The sequence below is a fragment of the Microbacterium sp. NPDC076768 genome (assembly GCF_040687205.1).
GTDB lineage: Bacteria > Actinomycetota > Actinomycetes > Actinomycetales > Microbacteriaceae > Microbacterium.
Genome location: NZ_JBFBMU010000001.1, coordinates 744,554 through 770,004 on the forward strand (window position 1 = coordinate 744,554; position 25,451 = coordinate 770,004).

Here is a 25,451-nt window from a genome sequence, read left to right on the forward strand (position 1 = left end):
CATCACACAGCCTTCATCCCCGTTGTCCCAGAAAAGAGGAACCCCCATGTTCACAGCACGCAAGTCCCGATTCGCTCTCGCCGGTGGTGCGGCGCTCGCCGCAGCACTCGTTCTCACCAGCTGCGCGAGCAGCAACCCGCTCGACGCTCCGAGCGACGACTCGAACGCCAGCGGCGAGACCATCGTCATCGGTTCGCAGGCCTACTACTCGAACGAGATCATCGCCGAGATCTACGCCCAGGCGCTCGAAGCAGCTGACCTCGACGTCGACCGCCAGTTCAACATCGGACAGCGCGACGCGTACATGCCAGATGTCGAGTCCGGCGCCATCGACATCTTCCCCGAGTACACCGGCAACCTGCTCGAGTACCTCGATGACAGCGCGACGGCCACGAGCCCGGAAGACGTCTACGCGGCCCTCGAAGAGACGCTGCCAGACGGTCTGATGGCACTGGACTACGCCGAGGCCTCGGACCAAGACACCTACACGGTGCTAAAGAGCTTTGCCGAGGAGAACAACCTCACCTCGATTGCCGACCTCGCCAGCGTCACCACCCCGGTCACGATCGGTGGAGCACCAGAATTCGAACAGCGCCCGTACGGCCCGGCAGCGGCCAAGGAGGTCTACGGCGTCGACCTCGGTTTCTCGGCTACCGGTCCGACCACGCTGGAGTCGCTGCTTGCCGGTGAAATCCAGGTCGCAGACATCTACTCGGCTGACCCTGCGTTCCAGACCGAAGAGATCGTCGCCCTCGAGGACCCGGAGAACATCATCTTGGCTTCGAACGTCGTCCCGATCGTCTCTGACGATGTCGCAGACGAGGTCGCTGATGTCATCAACGAGATCAGCGCCAAGCTCACCGCAGAAGAGCTCGTTGCTCTGAACGTGATGAGCACGGTTGACCAGAAGTCGGCAGAAGAGATCGCCACCATGTGGCTCACCGACAACGGCCTCATCTAAGTCGTAAAAGAGAAGCGCCCGGACTCCTTGGCTTCAAGGGGTCCGGGCGCTTCTGCTATGCGGAGCGGCGTTAGATGCGAGCGTCCTGTTTTGGCACCACGACCTGTTTGATGATGATGAGGATCGACGCGGTCACCGGCACGGCCACGAGGGCGCCGAGCAAGCCCAGCAACGTACCTCCGGCGAGGGCACCGATCACGACGAGTGAACCAGGAACCGATACAGCGCGGTTCATGACCTTCGGCGTGATGACGTACGCCTCGATCTGCATGTAGATCATGTAGATGATCGCGAAGATCAGCGCGCTGATGGGGCTGGCGAAAAGGGCGATGCCGGTGCCGATGATCCAGAACAGCACAGATCCGACAAGCGGAATCAGCGTGACGCAGAACGCGATGGCGGACATCAGCGGAGGGAACGGCAGTCCGAGGATGAGGTAGAGCAAGAACACGAGCGTCGCGTTACAGAAGGCCAGAATCACCATGCCCATCACATACCCACCGACCGCATCGGTGATCTGGTCGGTGATGTCGCCGGTGCGTGCGCGGTCGCGGGCGGGAATGAGGCTCAGCATGCCCTGCTTCATGGCCGGCAGCGAGGCAAGGAAATAGAGCGTCAGCACCAACACCACAATGGCGCCGGAAATGCCGGTAGCGATCGAAGCGCCGACCTGCACCGCACCGCCGCCAATGGAGGCCAGGTTGCCGAAGTCGGTGAGGAACTTCTGCACCTCTGCGACGAGATCTTGGAACTGGGTTCCGAATTGGTTGTTGAGCGTCGCGTAGAGGTCGCTCTGCGAGAAGTCTTTGATCATGTCGGGGACGGACCGCACAAAACTCGCGATCTGTGACACGACGATCGGAATGATCATCCACAGCACAAGCGCCACGATCACGATCAGGCTCAGGATGACGATCACAACCGACTTGCCGCGGGAAACGCCACGGCGTTCGAGCAAGCGCACGGCCGGGTTGAGGCCCAACGCACCGAACAGCGCCAACGCGATGTAGATGAGCACCGTCGACAGGCTGGTGAGCGCGAGCCCGATCACGATGGCGCCGAGGCCGCCCAGGGTGACAAGCAGACCGAAGACGAGCGGACGGTCGACGCGAGTCCAGAACAGACGTCCCGTTGCCGCAGGCTCGACGACGGCTGATCGCGGCGCGTCGGGGCTGGAGGGGGCGTCGGCAGACGCCGGTGATTCTTCGTTACTCATATGCTCACGATAGCGGGGTCTCTGTTCAAAACCCGGCGGCAGAGCGGCTCTAGAGTAGGGGCATGACTGCCGCAGAAGATCCGAAGGCCGAACTGCTCCGGCTCCGCGCCACCATCGACAACATCGACGCCGCGTTGATTTTTATGCTGGCGGAGCGTTTTCGCGCGACTCAACAGGTCGGGCAGCTGAAGGCCGAGCACGCCATGCCCGCCTCCGATCCGAATCGGGAAGAGCAACAGGTGGCGCGCCTGCGCGCTCTCGCCGAAGAAGCGCATCTTGACCCTGAGTTTGCGGCGAAGTGGTTCAACTTCGTGGTGGCGGAGGTTATTCGCCACCACACCGAAGCCGCAGAAGGACGCTGAGAGAGGTGCCGGACGGGCGACGGTGTGTGCAGCACTCGCCCGTCCGGAGCTTGGTGGGGCCAGAAGGCCAACTAAGTTCAGTGATTAAACTTAGTAGAAGGTTACGGATCGTGCGATGAGCTGTCAACAGTTCGCACGCGACGCTTTCCGAAATGGGAACTCATGCTGACAACCGATGAAGGTCTCGACACTCAGGGAGCGGTTCGGCGGGCGAATCTGCGCCGCGCATTGCAGCTTGTCTTTCTGAATTCTGGTGCCCAGACTCGTGCGGGCATCGCGAGAGCGACGGGTCTCACAGCGGCCACGGCTTCCTCTTTAGTGGCCGAACTCATCGAGAGTCGCCTGGTCGCCGAGGGCGAGCAGGCGGCGAGTACCGGGGGCAAGAGAGCAACCACGCTCAGCGTCGACGCGGGTCACCATCTCATTCTGGTGCTGGTGATTCAGCCGCTGCGCGCGAACCTCGTGCTGGTTGCCCTCGATGGCACGCCGGTCGCGAGCAGGCGGGTCGATTACACCGAAGCCACGCGCGACAAGATTCTGGATGAGGTGGTGACCTCTGTCGTGACCGAGTTCGGGGATCGCCTCCTCGCCGCCGGGGTGCAACTGCCAGGGACGACAGACGGCAGAGTCGTCTTAGAAAGCGTGCAGCTGGGGTGGGAAAGCGTGCCCCTCGCCGAGCGGTTCGAGCACGTGCTGAGCGTACCGGTGCTGTTGGTCAACGATGTCGATGCAGAAGCTGTCGCTGAAGCCGGTCTAGAGGAAGCGCCCTCTGGCTACCGGCTCTTTATTCACCTCGGCGGCGGTGTGGGCGCCGCGGTCACCCTCGATGGCGAGCTCGCCCCTGGCCCCCGAGATCGGGCGGGTGAGATCGGCCACGTGCAGGTGGTGTTCGGCGACTCAGCGCGCGTGTGCCGGTGCGGACAGCGCGGGTGCCTCGAATCGGCCGCATCCCTGGAGGCCATGCTCGGCGACCAGTTTTCTGATGCTCTGGATGTGTCAGAGATCTGTGCGCTCGTGGCCAGCGCCAATGGGGGCGACGTGGATGAGGGCGCGCGTGCGCTCGCCAGAGCGATCAAACTCATCAGTGCGCTCCTTGACCCGACCGAAGTTGTGATCGGCGGACCGGCGGCGCACCTGGGCGCGCGGTTCCTTGACCGTGTGCGCCAAGAGAGTGAGTACCCCGCGCGGGGAACCGCGCAGGTGCCCATCCGGTACGCCGATCCGCGCGCGTCGCTCGCCGCCGGAGCCGCCCAAGCAGTGCTGACATCCGTTCTTGGCGTGCGCTGGAATCCACAGCAGCTGCGCGCCGTATCCCCCTCCGTATCCGCATCCCCCGACTGAATCGGTCCACCTGTCGGGAGAAAAGACGAATGCAGGGCGCCGCGCCGTGCGCGGGCCCTGCATCCGTACATCCGCCCGACAATTGCGTGGGGGCTGGGGGCCGAGCGGAGTCTTGGGGAGGTCTACTTCACGCTTCCTGCTGTCAAGCCGCCGACAAGGCGCTTCTCGATCAGCATGAAGAGGATGACCACGGGCAGGATGGCGACAATCGAGACGCCGAACACGTACTGCCAGCTGGTCTCGTACTGACCGACAAACTTCGTCAGCGCGACCGAGAGCGGCTGGTTCTTGTCTGTCGACAGGATCACGAGCGATGCTGCAAACTCGTTCCAGCACGAGACAAAGGTGAACACGATCGCGGTCACGATGCCCGGCCACACCAGCGGCAGGTTGATCTTGAACAGCACCGTGAAGCGCCCTGCGCCGTCGATCTGCGCTGCTTCGTCGATCTCTTTCGGGATGCCGGCAAAGAAGGAGTGCATGATCCACACGGCGAACGACAGGTTGAACGCGGCGTTGATGAAGATCATCGCGACCCAGGTGTCGCCGAGTCCGAGCGTCGTGAACTGCCGGAAGAGGCCAGAAGTCAACACGGCTGGCTGCAGCATCTGGGTGACGATCACGAGGAACAGGAACACCATGCGGCCGGGGAACTTGAACCGTGCCGTGTAGTACGCGGCGGGCAGTGACACCAGCAGCACGAGCAAAGTCGCACTCACCGCGATCACGATCGTGGAGATCAAGTTGTACGGCAGTGGCGTCTCCGGGGTCGACCACATCGTGATGTAGTTGTCCCAGTTCCACTCGATGGGCAGGTAGGTCGGATCGACCGAACGAATCTGCGGCTTGGTTTTTACGGAGCCGAAGAACATCACCAGGTACGGCAGTACGAAGATAGCCAGCACCAGGAACCCGGCGACCATACGCAGGATGACGCGGGGAAGTGTGACCTGATCTTCGGTGTAGCGGCGTTTGCGGCCGGGCATCTTCGGCGCCCGACGCCCGTGGTTGTCTGCGGTGGTTACGAGGGCAGTCTCGGTCACGGTCATGATCAGACCTCCTTCATGGGCTTGACGATCTTCACGTAGGCCGCGACGATCACGATGACGATGAGGAAGGCGACGACCGAGAGGGCGCTCGCCACATCGACCTTCTTCTGCAGTTCGATGTACTTGAAGATCATCGTCATGATCGTGTCAGCGCCGTAGCCGGGGATCGATCCGGTCATCACCTTCAAGATCGGAAGCGAGTTGAACACGTTGATGATGTTGATGAGTACCGCGACAGCGAGGGCGCTCCTCAGCTGCGGCAGAATGATCGACCAGTAGGTGCGGGCTGGCCCAGCGCCGTCCATCTTGGCTGCCTCGATCGCGTCAGCAGGGACGGACTGAAGCCCGGCGAGGATCGTGTATGTCGTGAACGGCAGCGAAACGAAGATCGCGATCACGATCGACCAGATGAAGGCCGTGGTGGGGTTCTTGGTCCACCCGAATCCCACCGCATCGTCGGTGAGGCCGATGTCGTAGAGGAACTTGTTGAAGATGCCGAAGTACGGCTCCAGGCTGTAATAGAAGACCATGGTGGTCATCACCACAGAGGCAGCCCACGGCACGATGACGGCCATGCGCACGAGCTGTCTTCCCGGAAACGCCTTGTTCAGAATCTGTGCGAGACCGAGCGAGATCACGACTGAGAACAGCACAGTCGCGACGACCCAGACGATCGTGCGGAAGAAGATGGGCCAAAACTCGGCGAAGGTGAAGACGGTGACGAAGTTGTCGAAACCGACCGATCCTTTGTCGAGACCGGAGAGGGAGATGTCTCGGGTGGCGTTGTAGAACATCACTCCGGCGGGGAACAACACCACACCGAAGATGAGGAGCAGGGCGGGGGCGATCCACGGCAGTGCCTGGACCAGATCCTTGCCACCGGGTCTGCCGTGAGCGGCACCCTGGCCCTTTCGGGGGCGGGGGCGGCTGGTAGCCGCCCCCGCGAGGTTCGAGGACTCTGTCTTCTGATTCATTCGGGTACCCGAACCTCTCCGTTTAGCGGGCTCAGCCCGCGTCGACCTGCGCCTGGATCTCGGTCAGCACGTCCTGAGCCGGCTTCGACTGGATCTGGCCGAACAGTGACTTGAATGCACCATCTGCGGCAGACCACTGCGAGTTCGTCGACGGGTAGAACTGCGCGTCTGGCAAGACGTCGAGGAACGGCTTGAGAGCCTCTTCGCCAGCGAGCTCTTCCGAGCCGGACTTGGTGACGGGAAGGAAGCCTTCTGCCTGCACCCACGGCACGTACACGTCGGCCGAGTAGTAGTAGTCGAAGAACTTCGTGATGGCGTCTTGCTTGTCGCCGTCGTTCTCGAAGGCCATCAGCTGGTCCATGACACCGAGGGTGAACGGCGAGCCGTCTTCGGTCGGGATCGGGACGATGGAGTAGTCGAGTTCTGGGTTACCTTCAGCGATCTGGCCGACTGTCGGCGGCAGGCCGACCTGCATGCCGATCTTGCCCTGGATGAAGATGTCCATCAGCGGCGAGCGCTGCGTCGAGCCGGGGTCAGCCTGCGTGGCGCCAGCGTCGATCATCTTTTTGATCTGCTCGGCACCGGGGAGGTTCTCCGGAGTGTCGATCGTGATCTCTGTCTCGTCGCCGAATGTGCCGCCACCGCCCCAGATCCATACGGCCGCCTCTGCCTGTGCCTCTTCAGAGCCGAGGGGCATTCCGTAGCCTGCGACTCCGCCGCCGAGCTCGGAAACCTTGGTGGCTGCATCCAGCAGTTCAGCCCAGTCGGATGGTGCCTCAACGCCGGCCTGGTCGAGCAGAGCGTTGTTGACGAACAGGGCACGCGCCGAAGCGATCAGTGGCAGGGCGTACGCGGTGCCGTCGATCTCGGCGTTCTGCAGGAACGCGTCTTGGAAGTCGGAGTAGGTGTCGTCCGAGACGACCTCTTCGACAGGGTAGAGCAGTTCATCTCCGACGAAACCGGCGAATGGTCCGCCGTTGTAGATGTCGGGAGCCTCTCCACCCTGAATCTTGGTGGAGACAACCTTTTCGAGGTCGTCCCACGACTGCACTTCGAGCTTGACCGTGATGTCGGGGTTGGCCTCTTCGAACCCGGCGATCACCGTTTCCCAGTTCGCCTTGGTGTTGTCGGAGTAGCTGGGGACGAGGAGATCGAGCGTTGTTGATCCGTCGGCGTCGCTGTCGCCAGACGAACCGCCGAACCCGCACGAAGCGAGCGAGAGTGTGGCGACGGCCGCAATGGCGGCGGTGCCAAACCGCAGTGACTTCTTCATGTGTATTGCATTCCTCACTGTGATGTCCGATTCCTCCACGGGGGGAGTGAAAGAAAAGGGGTGGTGGTGCACAGTCGCAAGCACAGAACGCGACGGTGCGTTGTGATCGTTTCACCAGGGGCGGTAGCCACGATCTTTTAAGCCAGGGGCTCAGGATGGAACTTGCTCGATTATTTGTCAGGAATACAAACAAATCAAGCAATGGAGGGTTATGTAGTTGTTTGACGCCATACTATGATCGATTTATACTTCAAACGATCACAACTGTGCAACATCTTGTAGGAAGGCATCTCGATGACCGACTCGCTGCCCGGCGCATACATGCGCGAAGAGCTCAACTCCCAGCCCCAGATGTGGGCAAAGGCTGCTGGCCTGAAAGCGGAGCAGAGCCTGCTTCCCGCCACCGGAGCGCGTATCGCGGTTGTCGGCTGCGGGACCTCCTGGTTCATGGCGCAGTCGTACGCCGCGCTGCGCGAGAGTGCAGGGCAGGGTGAGACCGATGCGTTCGCCGCCTCTGAAGCATTCATCGACCGTGGCTACGATGCCGTCGTCGCCCTGACACGTTCGGGCACGACCACCGAGGTGCTGGAGTTGGTCGAGCGCATCAAGGGGCGCATCCCGACCATCGGTGTGATCGGGGATCCGGACTCGCCGCTCGTCTCGCTTGTCGATGAGGCAGTGCTGCTGCCGTTTGCTGACGAGACTTCGGTCGTCCAGACCCGGTTCGCCACCACAGCGCTGGCGCTTTTCCGCGCCTCACTCGGTGAGAATCTCGATGCGGCAATCGCCGACGCCGAAGCTGTGCTCGCCGAAGCAGGCGATGATGAACTGCGCGACGCCGAGCAGTACACGTTCCTTGGGCGCGGCTGGACGATCGGGCTGGCCCACGAGGCTGCGCTCAAACTGCGCGAATCATCGCAGTCGTGGACCGAGGCATACCCGTCGATGGACTACCGCCACGGCCCGATTGCTATCGCGGCTCCCGGCCGGGTGACCTGGCAGTTCGGCGCAGCGCCGGAGGGACTGTCTGGCCAGGTGGAGGCCACAGGTGCGCGTTTCGAGCAGCGAAACATCGACCCGCTCGCCGATCTGGTGCGGCTGCACCGCATCGCGCTCGACCGTGCTGTCGCCAAGGGACTCAACCCTGACCTGCCCCGCAACCTCACCCGATCCGTCATTCTGGATTCATGACGCGATCGCTTGCTGGACTAGGAGCCGGTGCCCGGGTGCTGGCTTTTGACGTGGGCGGCACCGACATCAAGTCGGCGCTGTTTGACGCCGAAGGTGTGGCGCTCGGGCTTCGCCGTACTCCGACGCCGGTGGTGGAGGGCGACCGAACGCAGGTTTTGCTCGAGCGCCTCGAAGTGCTCGCAGCCGAACTTCGCGCGGCGTATCCCGACGTGATCCCCGAGGCTGTCGGCCTGGTGGTGCCAGGGATCGTAGATGCCGATGCGGGTCTTGCGGTCTTTGCCAGCAACCTGGGCTGGCGGGATGCACCGTTGCGCGATCTTGCCGCGGAGCGGCTGGGACTGCCTGTCGCCTTCGACCACGACGTGCGCGCGGCCAGCTGGGCCGAGCGTCAGCTGGGCGGAGCCCGCGACTACGCCGACTCGGTGGTGCTGGTCATCGGCACTGGCATCGCCGGCGCCATATTTGTCGGTGGAGTGCCGCACACCGCTGGCGGATATGCAGGAGAGATCGGACACTCGCCGATCGCAGACGCACCGGAATGCCCGTGCGGCGCTCGAGGGTGCCTAGAAGCGGTGGCCTCTGCCGGTGCCATCGCCCGGCGATACCGCGACGCCACAGGGATCGAACCAGATGGGGCGAAGGATGTGATCGCGCGCGCCGCGGCTGGCGACCAGGTGGCCGCAGAAATCTGGAACTCCGCCCTGGATGCGCTCACGCTCTCACTTGCACAGCTCGCGGCCGTGGTGGCACCGCAGGCCGTGGTCATCGGCGGCGGACTTTCCCGTGCAGGAGGGGCGTTGTTTGACGAGTTGCGTGAGCGTCTCGCTGCGCGCCTGAGTTTCCAGCGTGTTCCCGTGTTGGTGCCCGCCGAGCTCTCCGGAAACGCGGGGTTGCTGGGGGCAGCGCTGCGCGCGCGGGAGCTGGCATGATCCTCACCGTCACCCCCAACCCGGCCCTTGATCTCACGTGGCATGTTGAGCGACTCGTCGAAGGTGGCACCCACCGTGCCGATGCCGGAGTTGCACGCGCAGGCGGCAAAGGGCTCAACGTGGCACGCGTGGCCCACGCCGAGGGTGCAGAAGTGCTGGCCCTCACGACCGCTGGAGGAAAGGTCGGCGAAGAATTCGCGACCGAACTCCGGGCTAGCGCCGTACCGCACGTGCTCGTGCCTGTGGCAGCAGAAACCCGTCGCAGCATTGCCATTGTCGATGAGGCGCGCGGCGACACCACGATCATCAACGAACGCGGAGCGAACCCCTCAGACACCGAGTGGGCGACGCTCTTCGCCGAGGTAGTGGAAAGGGTGCCCACCGTGAGCGTGCTGGTGGTCTCCGGCAGCGTGCCACCCGGGGCACCAGAGTCGCTGGTGCCCATGCTCCTCGCGGTCGCAAAAGACGCAGGAGTGCCGGTAATCGTCGACACTTCTGGACCGGCACTGTTGCGCGCCGCAGACGCAGGCGCGACCGTATTGAAGCCCAACGCTGCCGAACTCTCCGAGGCGACAGGCATCGCCGACCCGATCCAGGGTGCACGATCGTTGATCGCGCGCGGCACCGAACTGGTGCTCCTCTCCCTCGGAGCAGACGGAATGCTGGCCGTCACTGCCTCTGACCTCGTGCACGCACGCCTCGACCAACCGCTCGCAGGCAATCCCACAGGTGCGGGTGATGCAGGCGTCGCCGCCTGTGCCGTGCTCTATGCCGATGGCGTGCGTGATCCTGAGCAGATTCTCCGCCGGGCTACTGCGTGGTCGGCTGCGGCAGTGCTCACGCCGCTCGCTGGCGACATCTCCCCGAGGTGGACGGACCTCGAACAGCAGCTTCTGCTCTCACATCCTGATTCTGAATCGTTCCGACCTGATTCTGAATCGTTCCGACCTGATTCTGAATCGTTCCGAAAGGACCCTTCGTGACCCTCGTCTCTGCCCGTGACCTCGTCTCAAACGCTTCTGCCGCTGGCACCGGCATCGGGGCTTTCAATGTGATTCACCTGGAGACCGCGGAAGGACTGGTGCGAGCAGCATCGCTGGCGCAGCTACCCGTCATCCTCCAGATCTCGCAGAACTGCGCGGACTATCACGGCGGATTGGAACCGATCGCCCTCGCCACGCTCGCGATAGCGCGACGCGCGCACACTCCTGTTGCCGTGCACCTCGACCACGCAGAACGCCCAGAGCTGGTCGACGAAGCCATCGAACTGGGCTTTGGGTCTGTCATGTTCGACGGCGGTGCACTGCCGTACGACGACAACGTGGCACTCACCGCGGCGGTCGCTGCGCGCGCCCATGCCGCCGGTGTCTATGTCGAAGGTGAGCTCGGTGAAGTGGGCGGCAAAGATGGCGCGCACGCGCCGGGGGTGCGCACCGATCCAGAGGAGGCACGAGAATTCGTGGCAGCGACCGGTGTCGATGCGCTCGCCGTCGCCGTCGGATCGTCACACGCGATGACCGACCGCACGGCCTCGCTCGACCTCGATCTGATTGCACGGTTGCATGCCGCGCTCTCGGTGCCGCTGGTGCTGCATGGCTCCTCTGGTGTTGCAGATGCGGTGATCGCCGATGCCGTCAGAGCGGGCATGACAAAAATCAATGTCTCTACACACTTGAATGGATTCTTCACGCGGGCCGTGCGCGAAAAACTCGATGCCGACGAGCGTCTCGTCGACTCGCGCAAGTACCTCGCTCCTGCACGGGAGGCGCTGGCCGATGAGGCCGCGCGCATGCTGCGGCTTTTCGCTCTGCAGTCAGCCAGTACGGTGGCCTAATGAAGCGCGCCGCGCGGTTACACGCGATCCTTGACCTGCTGGCTAGCAGCGGCGAAGTCACCGTCGATGAACTCGTTGATCAGCTCGGTGCCTCCGCCGCAACAACCCGGCGCGATCTCGACACCCTCGCAGAGCAGCGGCTGCTCACGCGCACGCACGGCGGAGCGGTGGCGCAGACCGTCGCCTACGAACTCCCGATCCGGTACAAAAGCCACCTCCGTGCTCACGAGAAGGTCGAGATTGCGCAGGTTGCCGCTGCGCTCGTTACGCCGGGCATGGTCGTTGGTCTCTCTGGCGGCACCACCACCACGGCGATCGCGGCAGCGCTCGCCGCGCGTGACGACATCGCCGCGAACGGCGGCATCACTGTCGTCACGAACGCCGTCAATATTGCCGCGCAGCTTGCCACCAGGCCAGATATCAAAGTCGTGGTGACGGGAGGGGTGATCCACTCCCGCAGTTATGAGCTGGTGGGGCCATTCGCCGAGCAGCTGTTGCGCGGGGTGCGGCTCGACATCGCGTTCATCGGCGTGAACGGAATGGACGCTCATGCAGGCGCGACCACCCAGGATGAGCGCGAGGCGGCGGTGAACCGGATGATGGCAGAGCGCGCGCGTCGTGCCGTTGTCGTCACCGATTCCAGCAAGCTCGGCATCGAGGCTTTCACAAGCGTCGGAGGGGTGGAATTCTTCGCCAGCGTGATTACAGACGCGGGGGCGAAAGCGGAGACACTCGACGCGCTTCGCACTGCCGGGTACGAGGTACTCGTCGCCTGAGCGCGCCAGATTCGTCCTGCTTGCACGCTCGTTGTCTCGGTATACTCAAAGTATGACCACCACAATCAAGGTGAGTGACAGCCTCCGTGACCGGCTCAAAGAGCAGGCATCCCGCGATGGGCTCACCCTGGGCGCTCACCTTGCGCGTCTGGCCGATGCCGAGGATCGCCGTCACAGGCTGGAGTCTTTGAAGACGGCCATCGCGAAAACCTCCACTGCCGACGCAGAGTCGTACGCTGCAGAGGTAGCGGTGTGGGAGCGCGCGGAGCTGACTGACGCGTCTTCGTGAGTGCTGTCGAGCTCGCCCAGGGGAGCGTGGCATGGGCCGTGCTTGAGCCGGTGCACGGGAGGGAGCAGGGTGGTCATCGACCTGTTCTTGTCGTGGCGTCAGCGGGATATCTTGAAGCTGTCACGACATTGGTCATTGCGTTGCCGATCACGACGACTGACCGCGGATGGCCGAACCACATCCTTCTCGACGGACCGAGTGGACTCGACCGACCGTCATGGGTGATGACCGAGCAGCCGCGTACACTCTCGCGCGAGCGCATCACGGGGGTTGCCGGCGAAGCATCCCCGGAGTGCCTCGCCTCTGTGCGCGCCTGGTTGGGTGACTTTTTCGACCTCTAGGTTCCCGGCAGGAGGGCAGACATCCGCATAGAACCCCGACGTCCCCACGATGTCGAAGCCCCATGCGGATGCCGCGGCAAACTGCACCGCAACCCCGAGCAGTTGGCGTCCGTGCCGTACTCACGCTCCCCAGCGCGTGTGTGAACCGACTCCGCCCCTCGCGCTTCCGCCTCGAGACCCTTGTAACGCACCTTCCGAATATCAAGAGCGCGCAGAGGGCACGGTGATACATCGAATGGATAAATACTCAAAAACCATCGCCGTGGCACTGAAAAGGTGCCATGAGGCCTGTCGTTTCCGTTGCCTGCGCAAGCGCCTCCGCGGGAGAGACGCCCACGGCGAGGCCGTTGTGCACGGCGCTCAGCAGCCCGGCAGCGACATCGTCTGGCACCGCCACCGGAGCGGCGATCACACAGCGCGTGCCCGCATGCAACCACACCCTGGTCATGCCCAGCGCCTCTTCTCCCCACCGCACAGAGGAACGCCCGAGCTCGCAGGCCGAGAGGATCACCGTTGCCGGTACGCGGGGGATCAGATCGACGTCGTATCCGAAGAGAGTGCCATCGTCGAGCTCGAAGCCAGAGAACAGCGGGTTATCGACCGCATGCTTTCCATGCGCGGCGATATGCAGCACATCCACGTCTGTCGCGAGCGCGGTGACCGCCTCGACCGAGGCCGCTGAGGATTCGAGTACCCGCGGCTCCTGGCCTTGATCTCGCCAGGCGGTCGCGGCCAGAGCGATCTCATCACTGGCACGCGGAACGCGCGGACCACTGGCGAATCCGATTGCCCTGTGTGCGGGGCGATCCCCAGTATTGCCCGCCAAAAGTCGCGATACCGAGGTGGCCAGAGTGAAGGGCGTGCCTGACATTCCGGGCAGCATCGCCCAGGGAACTCCGCCGAGCACGCCGGGCACGGTGATCGCGAGTCGGTGCGCGGCGGGGGCCATGCGCCGCATCGGTGCAAGAAGCTGCGTATCAAGCAGAGCGAGTCGCGCAGCGAGGGCGGACGCTGTTACTTCGCCCATCGCACCACCACGGGTGAGCGCCGCCACGTCGAGATCAGCGCGGATACCGTCGAGTGCCGCCTGCACGCGCACCCACGAAAGCTCCACCACGGTCGAGCCGGAAGATGTCACCACAATGCCGTGCAGTGTCGTGCCGGTGAAGACGTACGACAGTGCGGCGGTGTCTGGATCGAGCAGGGCCGTCGCCTCGGCAAGGCCCAACCTCTCGCGGGTTCCGCCGGAGGTGGTGGCCGCCCACTGTCGCTCACGTACCCTGCCGCGCAGCTCGCGCACGGTGGCGTTGGTCGTCCAATCGGCGCCGGCCAGATCGGCGCGCAGCATGCGCAACTCCGCGAGATCGCTGGCGAGGGCCTCATCGTGCGGCGGTCGCACGGGGGCGACCTGCTGGCTGAGATGCCGAGCACGCTCTGACCATTCGAACAGCGTGGCCGGATCGCCCAGGCGCGCGGCCGCCGAAAGGCCGGTGAACATCAGGTCACTCCCGTGCATGGCGACCGAGGCTTGAAGGTCGAGGGCGCCGAAAGACTGTTGCCAGGTGGTGAGGAGATCGAGGCCGTCGGCGGCGGCACGGAGTGCGTCGCGCTCGCGTCCGTTGGCGATGGCGCGCGCGGCCCGTACCTCGTGCGCCCGCAGGCGAAGGGTGGTCGGAGCGGTCTGCTCGACGCGCGGTAGCCGGCCAGCACCCGTGCGTTTGGCGCTGAGGCGGAGCCCGGTGGCTTCGGTGTGAAAACCGGCACGATCCAGGGCCTTGGCTGTGCGGGCGAAGTCGTCTTCCCGGATCGGGCGATGAGGTTTCGCTCGCTGCTGTGCTTCCAGCCTCGTCGCATCGGCGCGCGCAGCCCAGGCATAATTTTCCAGCGTCGCGAAGCGCCGCTCCGCGCCGCGGGCTACTCGTTCTGCAGCCACCGGATCATGGCGCAGCAGAGAGCGCGCCAGATGGAACTCGGCCTCAGCGCGTGCTTGCTGCATGCGCTGAGCACCGAACTGCGCAGCGACTTCGCTCAACAGCGCTTCGGCCTCGGTGGTGAGCCCTGCGTCACGCAGCACCTCAGCGCGATCGAGGTCGCTAATCGCCGCGGCGAGGTCGCTGGCGGCGGCGAGTGTCGGGCGCGAACGGGTCATCAGAGTGAGGGCAGTCACAAGGTCGCCGCCGAGCAGCGCCGCGTAGCCGAGGTTGTGCTGGGCTTCGGCGAGAGATTCTTTGTCGCCGCTTGCCTCATACATGACGATTGCTTTTCGTAGATCGTCGATGCAGGGCTCGAGCTGGTGCCGCTGCATGCGCACCACCGAGCGGTTCAGCAGGCAGTTGGCGAGCTCTGTGGTGTGCTCGTTCAGCGGGCTGAGCGTGTCGATGGCGCGGGTGAGGGTGGTTTCCGCTTCGTCCAACCGTCCTCGGTGTACCAGGAGCGTGCCGAGCTGACCGCTGACCAGTGCGGTGGTCTCTGCCCGCAGCCCCGGCCGGTTCAGAGCGGCCCTGCACAGTTCTTCGGCGGCAGTCGGTTCTCCCTTATGGGTGAGGACGTAGGCGAAGGTGCCGTCGATGCGCGCACGGAGGTCCGGGTCGTCTGTACGAGACGCGGCAGCCTCGAGTGCCCGCTTCGCCTGCCCAAAACGCTGCGCGTTGGCCGCTTCGACACCGCGTTGATGCAGTTCGACGGCAGACAGGCGCATCCATCCAGAATGCCCTGCGCCGGGTTCGTTCGGAAGCCTGCGCCGCACACCTGTCGGGAGATTGTCCGCCTGTCGGATGGATCAGGGCCTTCGGCCCCCATCCGGGCGTTCTCCCGACAGGTGTACCCCGGGTTACGACGAAACTGACGGTGTCGGGAGGGAATTGATGACGGCGGTGACGGCTTTGTTCGCAGCGCGGGGGGCGACGCCAGCCTCTGGCACTGCCCCGAGCTGTGCTGCGATGCGGCCAGCCACGTATGGTGCAGAAAAAGAGGTGCCGCTCCACACGGCGAAGCCGCCACGGTAGTCGTCTGGATCGATGGTTTCTCGCGGGAGCCCGTCGACATCGGCCTTCGTCGCGGCCTGCATCCCTCCGACAAAGGTAGGAGACGTGCTCACCACCGCAGCACCCGGCGCATAGGCATGCACCCACGGCCCGACGTTGGAGAAGAGCGCGACCGAGTGTGATGAAGGATTCAGGGCCCCCACCGACACGAGTGGCGCGTATCGGTCAGCCGAAATGCCATTGTCGGCGCCCGGCCACGGCCACAAAGAAGCGGGAAAGGATGGACGGTCGATCGCATCGTTGCCGGCAGAGCAGACGACGACGCACCCGAGTTCCCGCGCCTTCGCCAGCAGGCGGTGCAGGGTGAGGCTGAAAAGTCCGTCAGTCGGGGTCTCGTGGTAGTAGCTGAGGGAGAGGTTGAGAACGTCGATCGGGAACCCGGTTTTGGGGTCGTCGCGGTGCCGACTCAGCAGGGTGACGACCTGCGCGACAGTCTCCAGCAGAGTGCTCTCATCCACCACACCGAGGGCTCCGGCCACGCGGATCGAGAGAATGTCGGCGTCCGGGGCCGCCTGCCGCACGAGTCCAGCGATGAAGGTGCCGTGCCCGGCCACTGCGTCGATCTCGCCGTCAAGCTGGCCATACAGATCGGGGTAGCGCTCCGGATCTGCGTCATCGGTGAGGCCCACCGGAACGCCATCGAGATCCACCTGACGCGTGACGATGTCGGCGGGCAACCAGGAGTGCTCCCCGCATCCGGTGTCGAGCACCGCGACGACAGGTCGTCTTCCCCGCTTGGGGGCTGGGCCACGAGCGGGCGCGGGGCCCAGCCAGGTGACGGGCTGCCTGGCCCCTCGCCCTGGCGCGAGGTAGTCGTCGCTGCCGCCAGCTCCGCCGATCGCCCCTCCTCCCCGCACCGGGTTGGTGCGGGTGAAGGGATTGGTGCGCGTAAACGGGTTCGTCCTGGTGAAGGGATTGAGTCCAACCGGATCGATTGACAGCACGTGATCGAGGCTGGTGCGCGGCATGGTTGACCTCGACATGCGCCGCGCGCGCTGCAACACCCGCCATGCATCCGGGGCAATGGGGGACTCGCCTCGCACCGGTTCGTCTGGTGTCGTCAGCCGGGCACGCAAGAAGCCCGGAACCCCTGGTGCGATCTCGCCTTCGGTTGCGGAACGCCCGGAACCTTCCACCTCGAGGTGCCAGCCAAAGGTGTCTGCCGCATCGCGGAGTGTGCGAACCTCCTGGTCGTAGGAACTTTTGTCGTCCAAAACGTCGCCCAAAACGTTGGTGATCAGCAATCGCTCCGGCAAGTACGCCGTCGGGAACGCACGGATCCCGTCCACGGGTTCTGTGCTCGGATCAAGGGCAGTGCCTCGACGAATCGATCCCTCCGCGCGGTCCTGCCAGGTCCATCCTTTGGGCTGATCCATGCTGATCCTCTCCGAGCGGGCTACCCCGCGGCGTCATCGACGGGCGGTGCCCGCGGTCACAATTCGAACTGCGGGGTTGCGAGCGTGCGAGTTTTGTCTCCTACCCTCGTCTCCAGTCGCACTCGTGTGAGGCCGGGCGGCACTTCATCGAATACGAAGCGCCCTGTGACCTCAGGGGTCGTCGAGCGGGAGCGTTCCCCCTGGGTCAACACAAGGGTGGCTGCGGCGGTATCGACCCATCCGTCGACGCGGCGGCGACCGGCAGCAGTGCCGGTCACGTGCAACAGAATGCTGGTGGTGCCGTCACTGAACTGCAGGGTGAGAGCATCCGCTTCCCCGCGCACTGCGGCAAGTTCTCCTTCAACCAGGGTGAGCAACGCATACTCCTGGCTGAGCCCTGCGGCAGCAACAGCGGCGACCATCCGGTCGATCAGCCCCGCAGGAACGGGGTCGGCCTCACGCCACACCGAGCGCAACTGTGCAAAAAGTTGGGCGTCTTCGTGGTCGGCCATTTCAGCCCTCACTCCGTGTGGTCGCTGGCACGTCTAGCAGTGTGCGCAACTTAGCGAGGCAGCGATTTCGGGTGGGCCCGATGCTGCCGATGGGCATGGCAAGGTCGTTGGCGAGGCGCGCGTAATCCGGGCGGTCGTCGAAGGCGATCACTCGCAACAGCCGCTGGCACCGCTCGTTCAAGCGGCGAACGGCCCCCCACAGGCGGCACTTTTCCTCGCTGATCGCGGCGTGGTCTTCTGCTGATGCCTGTTCAGGCAGGAGGGCATCAAGATCGTCCGCCTCTGCGGTGTCGACCTTTCCGTGTGCCTTGGAGACCTTCCAGGCCTCGCGGCGAGCGGTGGTCGTCAGCCAGGCAGAGACGGCGCGCGAATCGCTGATCGACCCGTGCCCTCGCACCAGTTGCAACCAGGTGGTCTGCACCACATCTTCGGCGAGCGTGCGCTCCAGTCCGTACGCGCGCACGACGTGCCAGAGCACTGGCGTCATCAGGCGAACAAGCTCGTCCATTGCGCGGCTGTCGTTCTCGCACCATGCATCAAAGAGGTGAGCGGCACGCTCCCAGCGTGCACGCCCGTCATCCGAGGCAGGATCGAGAGCGGCGCCAGGTGCACCATCGATCATGAAGCCCATTGTGATCACAACTAACAGGAGCGCGGCAAGGGCTTCTTGATACATCCGCCTCCTGTTGCGAGGCTGCTATTCCTCTGGATCCTCCGCAGCGCCGCTCAGGATCAGGATGCGGCGCAGGTGCATTGCCGTCAGAACGCCGGGACCCATGGAGCGACGGATGTTGATGGTGCGCTCGTCGATCGTCTCCAGAAGCAGACGGATCGTTCGGGCAGCTTCGCCCCGTGCTCTATGGTCTTCGCTGGATGTGATCTCGCCCCGCGCAATCACATCGGCCACGGCGTGGCACGCGGCCGAGAGTGGTTCGGGGAGGGAAGGGTCGATGGCGAGGCCGCCAGGTCGCTCCCAAATGGCGTCGGCAATTTCGTCGGAGACACTGCGAATGAGGTGGGCCATGCGGTCCAATGCGGCGAGCTCTTCGTAGCTCTGCTGCACTCGAATCTGATGCCCGCGCGCGCGAGGATTGCCACGCCGGCTCTCATCCGCTTCTGCCAGGGCCGTGCTGAGAGCCGCGGATGTGTCGGCCAGCGACGCGGCATCATCGGCCCATTGCGCATGCTCTGGGGGCCACGATTCCGATAGTGCCGAGCCGATATCGTGCAGGTGCTGTGCCAGTTGCGCGCGGAATTCCGCCACCCGCCCTGCCGCGGCGACGGTGAGTGGTGCTGGCGCGATCAGCACGTTTACCAAGAGCCCGATGATCACCCCGACCGCCATCTGCGTCAGGTAGCCCACGGAGTAGTCGTCGGCGTCTTGGCCGCCGACGATGAGCACAAACAGCGCCGCCATCGGGACGTACTCTTTTCCCGATCCGAACCAGCCGGTGCCTGAAATGAGCACACCCACGCCGACCACCAGCGGGATCGCCCACCACGATGGGCCCATCGTCAGCACCACCACGACAGCGAGCCCGATACCGGTCGCGAGCCCGAGCAGGGTCTGCAGGCTCGACTTTGCCGACCCCATCAACGTCGGATACATGCTGACGAGGGCCCCGAGGGGTGCGTAGTACGGATAGTCCTGCGTGACGCCTGGCATGTGTGGTGCGATCAGCCAGGCAAGGCCGACCGCCAGCATGGTTTTGGCAACCAAAAGCAGGCGGGCCGGCCTGACCGCGTCGTGCAGCGCTCGCGCGATGCCGCTTCGGTGTACCCGGAGGCGGGGGTGGCTCTGCGTCACGGCATCCTTTCCGTCGATGGTGAACGTCGAGATCGAACAGTAAGGCGAGACTATGCGGCTGACGCCCCAGCGACGAGCGGGTTGCTTCCGAGGTTCCCGTTCCGATAAGGGCTTAGGGGATCGCTCGGCGGAAAGCCAAGAATGACACGGCGCTCAGTGCCGCGACCACAACCAGTCCCCAGAGGGCGAGTCCGAGAGCGCCGAGCGCACCGATCGTCTGTCCGACTTCCAGCCAGAGCTCGAGCTTGGTCACGACAAACCCGGCGCCGACGAGCAGCACCGCGAGTCCGATGCTGACGATGGTCAGCACCAACGGGCCCCAGCTCTTGTAGATCGTTGCCCCGGTGAAGCCGATGACGAAGAGCAGCATGGCGAGCGCGAAGTAAGAAAGGAAGGCCCCGAAGAGCCCGGCCTCCCACAGCCACGGCAGGTAGAACATGTAGCCGTTCACGCCGTAACCGTTCGTGGCGATCTCGATGCCGCCACCGATCAAGAAGACCACCCCGAGGAATATGCTCCCCAGAATCGCCGTTAGCAGCGTGCCGATGAAGAACTCGCGTCGAGTGATGCTCATCGCCTGCGAGAAGGGGAACGTGAAGGTCATCGCCGAGATCCCGACGGCGAAGAAGTACCAGAGGGGTGCTTGGCCGCCGCCGCCGTAGATGGGGGTATCGACAGGGATCATCGCGAAGATCAGCACCGAAATGATGGTGGTTGCGCCGAGGATGATCAGCGGCACCCAGATAAAGGTTTGCCGGTTGATCAGCTGCAACCGGATGACGTTGAGTGTGCGTCGCATCAGCGAACCTCCTCTTTCGAAGCGGATGGTGCCCCCGCCTGCTGGGTGAGTCTGACGATCAGTTGCTGCAGCGAGACCGCGCCGATGTCGAGCCCGGACGCTGTCAATGAAGCCCGTTCCGCGGGAGAAAGCGTGCCGACCACGGTGGCTGAGACCACGCGGCCGAGTGCCTCGCGGTGCAGTACCTCGCGCGATCCGATCCAGGCTTCGACCTTCGCGGCATCGCCCACGACTGTTACGGCGCGATCGCGCATGGCGTCGGTGTCTTCGTGGAGGAGAATCGTTCCGTTGTCGATCACGATCACCTTTTCGATCAGGTTCGAGACCTCGTCGATCAGGTGCGAAGACAAAATGATGGTGCGCGGGTGCTCGGCGTAGTCCTCGACGAGACGGTCATAGAAGATCTGCCTGGCGACGGCATCGAGCCCCAGGTACGGTTCATCGAAGAAGGTGATCTCGGCGCGCGAGGCGAGACCGATGATCACTCCGACAGCCGAGAGTTGGCCGCGGGAGAGTTTCTTGATCCGCTGCTTCATCGGCAGCTGAAACTCTTCGACGAGCCGGTCAGCGAGGGCCTGGTCCCAGTTCGGGAAAAACAAGCTCGCCGCTTTGAACGCATGCTTGGGGTGTGCATCGTCTGGATACTTCTGGCTTTCGCGCACGAAGCAGATTCGCTTGAGAACTCGCGAGTTCTCGTACGGGTGCTCTCCGAAGACTTTGACGGTGCCGCTGGATTCGAAGTTCTGGGCTGTCAGGATCGACATCAGCGTCGTTTTTCCTGCACCGTTGCGGCCGAGGAGGCCGTAGATCGCGCCGCCCTCGATCGTCAGTGAGACGTTGTCGAGCGCCCGCGTTTCTTTGTAGCGCTTGGTGAGGTTCTGCACCTCGATGACGGCGGTCATGCGGGGGTCGTCCCTTCTGTGGTGATGGTTTGTGTGGCGCGCTGCCTGAGCAGGTCAGCGAGGTCTTCGGCACCGAGTCCGAGCGTGCGTGCTTCGGCGAGCAGTGGATCGATGTAGCGGTCGGCAAAGATGGCGCGACGCTCAGTGAGGAGCAGTTCTCTCGCGCCAGCTGCAACGAACATTCCGATGCCTCGACGCTTGTTCAAGACGCCTTTTTCGCTGAGCATGGCGACTCCTTTGGCTGCAGTTGCGGGGTTGATTCGGTAAAACGCGGCGAGCTCATTTGTGGAAGGCGCTTGCGCTTCCTCGGCGAGAGAACCGTCGACGATCGAATCCTCGATCTGTTCGGCGATCTGGAGAAAGAGCGGTTTGCCTTCTTCGATCACGAGTCCTCCGCCTGGTTAGCTGGTTAGTTACTCGACTAAGTAACCATGTAACCCTCTCGTTTGTCAACCAGCCGCGTACAGTGGGCTGGTGTCGGAGTTCCCATATAGTCGCCTGCGTCGCCTGCCAGATGTGGAAGCAAAAGACCTCCAGGCTCACGACGCCACTGACGTGCTGCTTGTCGAACGGGCCATCGGTCTCGGTATTGATGGCGCACAGACGGTGGTGATCGGCGATGAATACGGTGCGATCACTCTGGCGCTGACGCACGCTGGCCTGCACGGGCTGCGGGTGCACCAAGACCTCGCAACAGGGCGCCGGGCGTTACTGCGCAATGCGGAAGAACTGATGGGGCTTGCAACGCCGATGCCTTTTACCTCGCACGAGTTGGATGCCGAACTTCTTGCGGGGGCGAAGCTCGTGCTGCTGCAGCTTCCGAAATCGCTCGCCGAACTCGACGAGATCTCAGACGCTGTCGCACGGTGGGCGGCATCAGATGTGGTGCTCATCGCCGGCGGGCGCGTGAAGCACATGACCCTAAGCCAGAACGAGGTGCTCGGCAGACGGTTCGCGCACGTTCAGCCGCAACGAGCGGAACGCAAGTCGCGCCTCATCGTCGCCTCTGAGCCATTGCCCGTGAGCGACGAGAGCGACTATCCGGTCACCGCGCAGCACGACGGGCTGGTGTTGATGGCGCACGGCGGGGCCTTCGCTGGTGCGCGCCTCGACATCGGCACGCGGGTATTGCGCGACGCGCTCGGTCTGGATGGGGCCCTTCGACAAGCTCAGGGACCCACCCCCTCGGTCGCTGACCCGTCCGACCCGGTCGCTGACCCTCCCGCCCCGGTCGCTGAGCCTGTCGAAGCGTCCCCGTCCGCCCCGGTCGCTGACCCGTCCCCCTCGGTCGCTGACCCGTCCCCCCCGGTCGCTGACCCGTCCGACCCGGTCGCTGACCCGTCCGCCCCGGTCGCTGAGCTTGTCGAAGCGTCGCACGACGTGCTCGACCTCGGATGCGGCACCGGGGCGCTCGCCGTCGCGTACGCGCTCACCCACCCGACGGCCCGCGTCGTAGCGACTGACCGCTCTGCGGCGGCTGTCGCTTCGGCCCGCGCTACCGTCGTCGCGAACGCGGTCACGGAACGCGTCACCGTGACGCACGACGATGCCGCCTCGGATCTCCCGGATGCATCCTTCGACGTCGTGCTCTTGAACCCGCCTTTTCACCTCGGCTCGAGCATCCACACTGGCGCGGCCACGCGTCTGTTTGAGGCTGCGGCGCGCGTGCTGCGGCCGGGTGGAGAACTCTTCACCGTATTCAACTCTTCGCTCGGTTATCGCCCCGAACTCACCCGGCTCATCGGCGTCACAGAACAACTGCAGCGCACCTCGAAATTCACCGTAACCCGGAGCGTTCGACGCGCGTCCGACCTCCCAGCCTGACGCCAAATAGGCCCAAAAACGCCCGCTCGCAGGATTCTCGCAGACTTACGCAATCCCCCGGTCAGGTATATAAAAACGCGCACCACAGAAACCTGGGATTTGCCCCTGATCGGCCATTTCGTTACGTTGGAATGCGGACCTGACGGTCCGAAGACCAGTCCGCGGTCGCGTCTTTCGTTCGATGTGCTGTGTTGCGAAGAGGCGCGGACGTACGGTCGATGCTCTCTGCGGTGGATCCGAAATCCGCCGCCTGTGCCGCCACAGCAATCATGTCGAACGGCCTCGTGAGAATCACCCGGGCGTAACCGAAGCAGGACCAGCCACCCGAAGGCTGGCCGCGGGGGAAACGTGTCCGAAATCGCACTCGAAGCGCGCAATCTGTATAAGGTTTTCGGAAAAAATCCGAATGCCGCCGTCCGCCGGCTGAAAGCTGGTGAAAGCCGCACCGCCGTCACCGACGCCGGCACCGCAGCAGTTATTGACGCCAGCTTCACCGTTACCCGCGGTGAGATCTTCGTCATCATGGGGCTCTCCGGCTCCGGTAAATCCACAATCATTCGCATGCTCAACGGCCTGCACGACATCACCGACGGCACCGTCACCATCAACGGAGACCCGATCACCGGTATCCCTGCAGCACGGCTGCGTGAGATCCGTCGCGACCGGGTCTCGATGGTTTTCCAGCACTTCGCTCTGCTGCCGCACCGCACGGTGGCCGCGAACGTCGCCTACCCGCTTGAGCTCAAGGGCACGCCCAAGGCAGAGCGACTGGCTAAGGCGGACGAGATTCTCAACCTGGTCGGTCTTGAAGGCCAGGGCGACAAGCTCCCCTCCGAACTTTCCGGTGGAATGCAGCAGCGCGTCGGCATCGCCCGTGCGCTCGCCGCAGACAGCGACATCCTGCTGATGGACGAGGCATTCAGTGCGCTCGACCCGCTTATCCGTCGCGAGATGCAGGAGCAGCTGCTCGAACTTCAGCAGAAGCTGCAGAAGACAATCGTCTTCATCACTCACGACCTAAACGAGGCGATGTTCCTCGGTGACCGGATCGCCGTCATGCGCGACGGCCGGATCGTGCAGATCGGCACACCAGAAGACATCTTGATGGACCCGGCGAACGACTACGTCGAGCAGTTCGTGCAGGATGTCGACCGCGCTCGCGTGCTCACGGCAGCGAACGTCATGGAGCGTCCGCGCCCGGTCGTCCCCGACACCGCTGGCCCTCGCACCGCCCTCCGGCAGATGCGCGACGCCTACATGTCGGCGACGTACGTGGTGGGCCGGGACCGCAAGCTCATGGGTATCGTCACCGACCGCGACGCCGTCAAGCTCGTCCGCCAGGGTGTGACGACGCTCGCGTCGATCATCAAGCCAGTGATGCAGAGCGTTCGTGAAGACGACGTACTGATGAACCTGTTTGTCCCGTCTGTGGAGTCCTCGGTGCCGCTGGCCGTCACCGACAACGAGGGGCGCCTGGTGGGTGTGATTCCTCGCGTCACGCTTCTCGCCGCTCTCGGACCAGGACCGGGCGCAACGGAAGAGATCACCCTCCCGCTTATGCCGATGCCGCAGGCCGAGATCGACGCCGTGCTCGACGACGGCTGGACAGCCGAACCAACGGACGCTCCCGCGGGAGCCAATGATGCGTTCGGATCGGACGCCTCGACCACGGAAGAGGTGCGCTGATGGACGGCTTCCGTATCCCGATCGGGATCTGGATCGAGTCGGTAGTCGACTGGATCAAGGAAAACCTCGAAGGTCTGCTCGACTTCATTTCCTTTATCGTCAGCTTCCTCGTTGAGGGTGTGACCGACATTCTGTTGGCACCGAACTTCGCGGTCGTCATCGTGATTGCAGCGCTGATCGCCTGGGCGGTTCGCTCGTGGAAGCTCGCGCTGGGCACCATCGTTTCGTTCGCTCTCGTCGTCGGTATGGACCTGTGGGTCCCCGCGATGCAGACGCTCGCGCTGGTGCTCGTGGCCGCAGTGGTCGCGGTGCTTATCGCCGTGCCACTGGGTATCTGGTCGTCGCGCAGCTCGACGGTGCGTGCCGTACTGAAGCCCATCCTCGACTTCATGCAGACGATGCCCGCCTTCGTCTACCTGATCCCCGCGATCGTCTTCTTCGGCATCGGCGTGGTTCCCGGTCTGGTCGCTACCGTGATCTTCGCGCTCCCGCCTGGAGTGCGCCTCACGGAGCTCGGCATCCGCGGAGTCGACTCTGAAACCGTTGAAGCAGGACACGCATTCGGCGCTAAGCCGGGGCAGATCCTCCGCGGTATCCAACTTCCCCTGGCGATGCCGACCATTATGGCCGGCGTCAACCAGGTCATCATGCTCGCCCTGTCGATGGCGGTTATCGCCGGTATGGCAGGCGCGGACGGCCTCGGAAAGATGGTCGTCGAAGCGATCTCGACTATCAACATCCCCAAGGGTGTTGAGGCGGGTCTCGGCGTTGTGCTGATCGCTGTGTTCCTTGACCGCGTTACTGCGGCGCTGGGAACGCCTGGCGAGAACCGCTCATCGTTGATCGCAATGCTCGGTCGGCGCCGTTCGCAGCAACGAACGGCGCAGGCAGACGCAGCGCGCGAGGAAGACCGTGCAAAAAATTCTCGCCGCGCAGTTCTCTAACGCACCAACAGCACGCAGTGC

25 protein-coding genes are annotated in these 25,451 nt (G+C 64.0%); 13 read left to right on the forward strand and 12 right to left on the reverse strand.

Annotated elements, in window-relative coordinates; translation table 11 throughout:
- Nucleotides 1-46 precede the first annotated feature (46 nt).
- On the forward strand, nt 47-961 hold the full coding sequence (locus AB0O87_RS03765; RefSeq protein WP_363511863.1) for an ABC transporter substrate-binding protein: 915 nt from the start codon (nt 47-49) through the stop codon (nt 959-961).
- 70 nt (nt 962-1,031) lie between these two features.
- On the opposite strand, the gene AB0O87_RS03770 is transcribed toward AB0O87_RS03765, so the two are convergent.
- On the reverse strand, nt 1,032-2,177 hold the full coding sequence (locus AB0O87_RS03770) for an AI-2E family transporter (protein ID WP_363511864.1): 1,146 nt from the start codon (nt 2,175-2,177) through the stop codon (nt 1,032-1,034).
- Between the two features lie 62 nt (nt 2,178-2,239).
- On the opposite strand from AB0O87_RS03770, the gene AB0O87_RS03775 reads away from it, so the two are divergent.
- A complete protein-coding gene (locus tag AB0O87_RS03775; RefSeq protein ID WP_363511866.1) occupies nt 2,240-2,539 on the forward strand; it encodes a chorismate mutase in 300 nt (99 codons plus the stop codon).
- A 162-nt stretch (nt 2,540-2,701) separates the two neighbouring features.
- Nucleotides 2,702-3,880, forward strand: a complete 1,179-nt coding sequence (locus AB0O87_RS03780) for an ROK family protein (protein WP_363511868.1) — start codon at nt 2,702-2,704, stop codon at nt 3,878-3,880.
- A gap of 122 nt (nt 3,881-4,002) precedes the next feature.
- Here AB0O87_RS03780 and AB0O87_RS03785 read toward each other — a convergent pair whose 3' ends face one another.
- From AB0O87_RS03785 to AB0O87_RS03795, 3 genes are read right to left on the reverse strand one after another with little or no spacing between them, the layout of a single operon-like run.
- Entirely contained in the window at nt 4,003-4,929 is a 927-nt protein-coding gene (locus AB0O87_RS03785) for a carbohydrate ABC transporter permease (RefSeq protein WP_363511870.1), read from the reverse strand.
- Between the two features lie 2 nt (nt 4,930-4,931).
- Nucleotides 4,932-5,903 (reverse strand): sugar ABC transporter permease, encoded by a 972-nt coding sequence (locus tag AB0O87_RS03790; protein ID WP_363511871.1) that lies wholly within the window; start codon nt 5,901-5,903, stop codon nt 4,932-4,934.
- 31 nt (nt 5,904-5,934) lie between these two features.
- The gene (locus AB0O87_RS03795) at nt 5,935-7,176 is read right to left on the reverse strand and encodes an extracellular solute-binding protein (protein WP_363511873.1); all 1,242 of its coding nucleotides are present in this window, start codon (nt 7,174-7,176) and stop codon (nt 5,935-5,937) included.
- Between the two features lie 294 nt (nt 7,177-7,470).
- Here AB0O87_RS03795 and AB0O87_RS03800 point away from each other — a divergent pair, with 294 nt between their 5' ends.
- The 7 genes from AB0O87_RS03800 to AB0O87_RS03830 are packed head-to-tail and all read left to right on the forward strand — an operon-like array spanning nt 7,471 to nt 12,536.
- Nucleotides 7,471-8,367, forward strand: a complete 897-nt coding sequence (locus tag AB0O87_RS03800; RefSeq protein WP_363511875.1) for an SIS domain-containing protein — start codon at nt 7,471-7,473, stop codon at nt 8,365-8,367.
- Entirely contained in the window at nt 8,364-9,296 is a 933-nt protein-coding gene (locus AB0O87_RS03805; protein WP_363511877.1) for an ROK family protein, read from the forward strand. The genes AB0O87_RS03800 and AB0O87_RS03805 overlap by 4 nt, the downstream gene beginning before the upstream one ends.
- Nucleotides 9,293-10,279, forward strand: coding sequence for a 1-phosphofructokinase family hexose kinase (locus AB0O87_RS03810; RefSeq protein WP_363511879.1), 987 nt, complete (start codon nt 9,293-9,295; stop codon nt 10,277-10,279). The genes AB0O87_RS03805 and AB0O87_RS03810 overlap by 4 nt, the downstream gene beginning before the upstream one ends.
- Nucleotides 10,276-11,130: a class II fructose-bisphosphate aldolase gene (locus AB0O87_RS03815; protein WP_363511881.1), complete on the forward strand. Its 855-nt coding sequence runs from the start codon at nt 10,276-10,278 to the stop codon at nt 11,128-11,130. The genes AB0O87_RS03810 and AB0O87_RS03815 overlap by 4 nt, the downstream gene beginning before the upstream one ends.
- Nucleotides 11,130-11,906 (forward strand): DeoR/GlpR family DNA-binding transcription regulator, encoded by a 777-nt coding sequence (locus tag AB0O87_RS03820; RefSeq protein WP_363511883.1) that lies wholly within the window; start codon nt 11,130-11,132, stop codon nt 11,904-11,906. The genes AB0O87_RS03815 and AB0O87_RS03820 overlap by 1 nt, the downstream gene beginning before the upstream one ends.
- 52 nt (nt 11,907-11,958) lie before the next feature.
- Nucleotides 11,959-12,195 (forward strand): hypothetical protein, encoded by a 237-nt coding sequence (locus AB0O87_RS03825; RefSeq protein WP_363511885.1) that lies wholly within the window; start codon nt 11,959-11,961, stop codon nt 12,193-12,195.
- Nucleotides 12,192-12,536, forward strand: coding sequence for a type II toxin-antitoxin system PemK/MazF family toxin (locus AB0O87_RS03830; RefSeq protein WP_363511887.1), 345 nt, complete (start codon nt 12,192-12,194; stop codon nt 12,534-12,536). Before AB0O87_RS03825 ends, AB0O87_RS03830 begins: the two co-directional genes overlap by 4 nt.
- A gap of 247 nt (nt 12,537-12,783) precedes the next feature.
- Here the strand turns inward: AB0O87_RS03830 and AB0O87_RS03835 are convergent, their stop codons facing one another.
- The 8 genes from AB0O87_RS03835 to AB0O87_RS03870 form a co-directional block, all read right to left on the reverse strand.
- Nucleotides 12,784-15,234, reverse strand: a complete 2,451-nt coding sequence (locus AB0O87_RS03835; RefSeq protein ID WP_363511888.1) for a CHAT domain-containing tetratricopeptide repeat protein — start codon at nt 15,232-15,234, stop codon at nt 12,784-12,786.
- Nucleotides 15,235-15,366: 132 nt separating this feature from the next.
- Entirely contained in the window at nt 15,367-16,956 is a 1,590-nt protein-coding gene (locus AB0O87_RS03840; RefSeq protein ID WP_363511890.1) for a S8/S53 family peptidase, read from the reverse strand.
- A gap of 56 nt (nt 16,957-17,012) precedes the next feature.
- Entirely contained in the window at nt 17,013-17,468 is a 456-nt protein-coding gene (locus AB0O87_RS03845; RefSeq protein WP_363511892.1) for a hypothetical protein, read from the reverse strand.
- 1 nt (nt 17,469) lies between these two features.
- A complete protein-coding gene (locus tag AB0O87_RS03850) occupies nt 17,470-18,144 on the reverse strand; it encodes a sigma-70 family RNA polymerase sigma factor (RefSeq protein ID WP_363511894.1) in 675 nt (224 codons plus the stop codon).
- A 21-nt stretch (nt 18,145-18,165) separates the two neighbouring features.
- On the reverse strand, nt 18,166-19,275 hold the full coding sequence (locus tag AB0O87_RS03855) for an aromatic acid exporter family protein (protein WP_363511896.1): 1,110 nt from the start codon (nt 19,273-19,275) through the stop codon (nt 18,166-18,168).
- 112 nt (nt 19,276-19,387) lie between these two features.
- Entirely contained in the window at nt 19,388-20,074 is a 687-nt protein-coding gene (locus tag AB0O87_RS03860) for a hypothetical protein (RefSeq protein ID WP_363511898.1), read from the reverse strand.
- Nucleotides 20,074-20,976 carry an ABC transporter ATP-binding protein gene (locus AB0O87_RS03865; RefSeq protein WP_363511899.1) on the reverse strand — a complete coding sequence of 301 codons (903 nt, stop codon included), beginning with the start codon at nt 20,974-20,976 and terminating at the stop codon, nt 20,074-20,076. The genes AB0O87_RS03860 and AB0O87_RS03865 overlap by 1 nt, the downstream gene beginning before the upstream one ends.
- Nucleotides 20,973-21,362 carry a GntR family transcriptional regulator gene (locus AB0O87_RS03870; protein ID WP_363511900.1) on the reverse strand — a complete coding sequence of 130 codons (390 nt, stop codon included), beginning with the start codon at nt 21,360-21,362 and terminating at the stop codon, nt 20,973-20,975. The genes AB0O87_RS03865 and AB0O87_RS03870 overlap by 4 nt, the downstream gene beginning before the upstream one ends.
- An 88-nt stretch (nt 21,363-21,450) precedes the next feature.
- Here AB0O87_RS03870 and AB0O87_RS03875 point away from each other — a divergent pair, with 88 nt between their 5' ends.
- The 3 genes from AB0O87_RS03875 to AB0O87_RS03885 all read left to right on the forward strand — a co-directional run bounded on the left by AB0O87_RS03875 (nt 21,451) and on the right by AB0O87_RS03885 (nt 25,430).
- Entirely contained in the window at nt 21,451-22,800 is a 1,350-nt protein-coding gene (locus AB0O87_RS03875; protein WP_363511902.1) for a methyltransferase, read from the forward strand.
- 348 nt (nt 22,801-23,148) lie between these two features.
- Nucleotides 23,149-24,486: a glycine betaine/L-proline ABC transporter ATP-binding protein gene (locus AB0O87_RS03880; RefSeq protein WP_363511903.1), complete on the forward strand. Its 1,338-nt coding sequence runs from the start codon at nt 23,149-23,151 to the stop codon at nt 24,484-24,486.
- Nucleotides 24,486-25,430, forward strand: coding sequence for a proline/glycine betaine ABC transporter permease (locus tag AB0O87_RS03885; RefSeq protein WP_363511904.1), 945 nt, complete (start codon nt 24,486-24,488; stop codon nt 25,428-25,430). Before AB0O87_RS03880 ends, AB0O87_RS03885 begins: the two co-directional genes overlap by 1 nt.
- Nucleotides 25,431-25,451: the final 21 nt, after the last annotated feature.

Coding starts and splice junctions, on each gene's coding strand:
- AB0O87_RS03765 (WP_363511863.1), top strand. CDS start 47: ATGTTCACAGCACGCAAGTCCCGATTCGCTCTCGCCGGTGGTGCGGCG.
- AB0O87_RS03770 (WP_363511864.1), bottom strand. CDS start 2,177: ATGAGTAACGAAGAATCACCGGCGTCTGCCGACGCCCCCTCCAGCCCC.
- AB0O87_RS03775 (WP_363511866.1), top strand. CDS start 2,240: ATGACTGCCGCAGAAGATCCGAAGGCCGAACTGCTCCGGCTCCGCGCC.
- AB0O87_RS03780 (WP_363511868.1), top strand. CDS start 2,702: ATGCTGACAACCGATGAAGGTCTCGACACTCAGGGAGCGGTTCGGCGG.
- AB0O87_RS03785 (WP_363511870.1), bottom strand. CDS start 4,929: ATGACCGTGACCGAGACTGCCCTCGTAACCACCGCAGACAACCACGGG.
- AB0O87_RS03790 (WP_363511871.1), bottom strand. CDS start 5,903: ATGAATCAGAAGACAGAGTCCTCGAACCTCGCGGGGGCGGCTACCAGC.
- AB0O87_RS03795 (WP_363511873.1), bottom strand. CDS start 7,176: ATGAAGAAGTCACTGCGGTTTGGCACCGCCGCCATTGCGGCCGTCGCC.
- AB0O87_RS03800 (WP_363511875.1), top strand. CDS start 7,471: ATGACCGACTCGCTGCCCGGCGCATACATGCGCGAAGAGCTCAACTCC.
- AB0O87_RS03805 (WP_363511877.1), top strand. CDS start 8,364: ATGACGCGATCGCTTGCTGGACTAGGAGCCGGTGCCCGGGTGCTGGCT.
- AB0O87_RS03810 (WP_363511879.1), top strand. CDS start 9,293: ATGATCCTCACCGTCACCCCCAACCCGGCCCTTGATCTCACGTGGCAT.
- AB0O87_RS03820 (WP_363511883.1), top strand. CDS start 11,130: ATGAAGCGCGCCGCGCGGTTACACGCGATCCTTGACCTGCTGGCTAGC.
- AB0O87_RS03825 (WP_363511885.1), top strand. CDS start 11,959: ATGACCACCACAATCAAGGTGAGTGACAGCCTCCGTGACCGGCTCAAA.
- AB0O87_RS03835 (WP_363511888.1), bottom strand. CDS start 15,234: ATGCGCCTGTCTGCCGTCGAACTGCATCAACGCGGTGTCGAAGCGGCC.
- AB0O87_RS03840 (WP_363511890.1), bottom strand. CDS start 16,956: ATGGATCAGCCCAAAGGATGGACCTGGCAGGACCGCGCGGAGGGATCG.
- AB0O87_RS03845 (WP_363511892.1), bottom strand. CDS start 17,468: ATGGCCGACCACGAAGACGCCCAACTTTTTGCACAGTTGCGCTCGGTG.
- AB0O87_RS03850 (WP_363511894.1), bottom strand. CDS start 18,144: ATGTATCAAGAAGCCCTTGCCGCGCTCCTGTTAGTTGTGATCACAATG.
- AB0O87_RS03860 (WP_363511898.1), bottom strand. CDS start 20,074: ATGCGACGCACACTCAACGTCATCCGGTTGCAGCTGATCAACCGGCAA.
- AB0O87_RS03865 (WP_363511899.1), bottom strand. CDS start 20,976: ATGACCGCCGTCATCGAGGTGCAGAACCTCACCAAGCGCTACAAAGAA.
- AB0O87_RS03885 (WP_363511904.1), top strand. CDS start 24,486: ATGGACGGCTTCCGTATCCCGATCGGGATCTGGATCGAGTCGGTAGTC.